Origin of the sequence: Microcystis sp. M53598_WE2 (assembly GCF_030067735.1) — a bacterium.
GTDB lineage: Bacteria > Cyanobacteriota > Cyanobacteriia > Cyanobacteriales > Microcystaceae > Microcystis > Microcystis aeruginosa.
In genome coordinates this window covers 1-1,011 of sequence record NZ_JASJFE010000892.1, presented here as the reverse complement: position 1 = coordinate 1,011, position 1,011 = coordinate 1, and the positions used below count along the sequence as shown (strand labels likewise).

Below are 1,011 nucleotides of genomic sequence, written 5' to 3'. Positions count from 1 at the left end.
GAATAATATCGCTAATTAATTGATGGTTGATAATTAATATTCTCTATATTGTTCTCTTTAGTTGTTTATAAATTTCATCATCGTTTCGTTTGTCAATCAGCAAGATTTCTAGTGTTTGCTCCTCAACACGATAAACGATTCGATATTCACCAATATCGGCTCTATGATAAGAGTATCCTTTTAACTTTAGAGAATCTTGGGGATAGGGATTTGTTCTCAGTTCGGTTATTTTTGTGGCTACTTGTTTGGCGTGTTTATCTGGCAGTTTTTTTAAGCGTTTAGTTGCCTGTCGAGATAGGTTAATCTTAAGCATTTAAAATTTCTGACAGTAAAGCCTCACTTTCTGTTGTTCCGATAAAACCTTCTTGATGAGCTTTTTCTGCCTGTAAAGCCAAAAGTTGATTTTCTAACTCGGAAAATCTCTCAAATTCCTCGATTGACAGCACGACTGCAACATTACGTCCCTTTTTTGCTATCTTTACTGGTTCTCTTCGAGCCAAGTCTAACAGTTCGCCAAAGCGATTTTTTGCTTCTGAGGCTCCTAATGTTTTCATAACTAACCTTTATAGAAACTAGCCATTATGACCATTTTAGCTATTATAGCAATTATTGACAGGAGAATCACCGCCACCAGCGACTAACATCCCTAATACTTTGATACACTTCTCTTAAAGCGACCTCCCCCCCAAAATGAAGGATTAAAGGCGCTAAGTTGGGAATAGTTTCGAGGAAATTAGAACGAGTGAGAGTACCCAAAGCCTGAAGGACATCTTGCCAGAAAGATAAGTCAACATTAGCAGGGGTTAAGGTGGCGGTTAATGCTTTTAATACGTCTGCACGGTGGTATTCAGATCCAATCCCTCTGGCAACTTCTAAGGCTTCGGGTAACAATTGAGGAAAATGGCGAGCTAACCCGGTCAATGCCCTTGCACGGTCTTTTTCATCCCCAATCCCTCTGGCAACTTCTAAGGCTTCGGGTAACAATTGAGGAAAATGGCGAGCTAACCCGGT

Annotated in this window: 2 protein-coding genes and 1 pseudogene; all 3 read right to left on the bottom strand. The window is 39.9% G+C overall.

Translation table 11 applies throughout. From position 1 onward, the window contains the following. Positions 1-43 precede the first annotated feature (43 nt). Entirely contained in the window at positions 44-313 is a 270-nt protein-coding gene (locus PX636_RS18210; RefSeq protein WP_002739840.1) for a type II toxin-antitoxin system RelE family toxin, read from the bottom strand. Then, a complete protein-coding gene (locus PX636_RS18205) occupies positions 306-554 on the bottom strand; it encodes a type II toxin-antitoxin system Phd/YefM family antitoxin (protein ID WP_002739617.1) in 249 nt (82 codons plus the stop codon). Before PX636_RS18205 ends, PX636_RS18210 begins: the two co-directional genes overlap by 8 nt. Positions 555-621: 67 nt before the next feature. Beyond that, positions 622-1,011 (bottom strand): annotated as a pseudogene (locus PX636_RS18200) (apoptotic protease-activating factor); the annotation flags it as partial.

Bases quoted from the DNA above. Each gene is read 5' to 3' on its own strand.
- PX636_RS18210 (WP_002739840.1), bottom strand. From the start codon at position 313: ATGCTTAAGATTAACCTATCTCGACAGGCAACTAAACGCTTAAAAAAA.
- PX636_RS18205 (WP_002739617.1), bottom strand. From the start codon at position 554: ATGAAAACATTAGGAGCCTCAGAAGCAAAAAATCGCTTTGGCGAACTG.